The organism is Streptomyces katrae, from assembly GCF_000966975.1.
Lineage (GTDB): Bacteria > Actinomycetota > Actinomycetes > Streptomycetales > Streptomycetaceae > Streptomyces > Streptomyces katrae.
The window spans coordinates 1-255 of sequence record NZ_JZWV01001407.1 but is presented as its reverse complement, the minus strand read 5'-3'; the positions used below and the strand labels follow the sequence as shown (position 1 = coordinate 255).

Annotated in this window: 1 pseudogene; it reads right to left on the bottom strand. The window is 75.7% G+C overall.

From position 1 onward, the window contains the following. Window positions 1-255: pseudogene (locus VR44_RS46675) on the bottom strand (N-acetylmuramoyl-L-alanine amidase); the annotation flags it as partial.

The following is a 255-nucleotide window of genomic DNA, read 5'->3' as shown; positions in this document are numbered from 1 at the left end:
GTGTAGGGGCGGGCGGCGGCGGTGAGTTCGCCGTCGGCGGCAATCGCGTCGGCGGTGGAGTCGGCCTTGTTCAGGGCGCTGATCTCCAGTGCGCCGAGCGGGGCGTGCGGGACGTTGACGGAGGAGGACTCCGCCGCCTCCATGGACATCGCGGGGAGGGCGGCGGGGGCGTCGGGCTTGCCGTCGTCCGGGGGGAGGACGGGGCCGGACGAGTGGGGTGCGCCGTTCTTGTCGTCCGGGGAGGCCGGCGGCTGC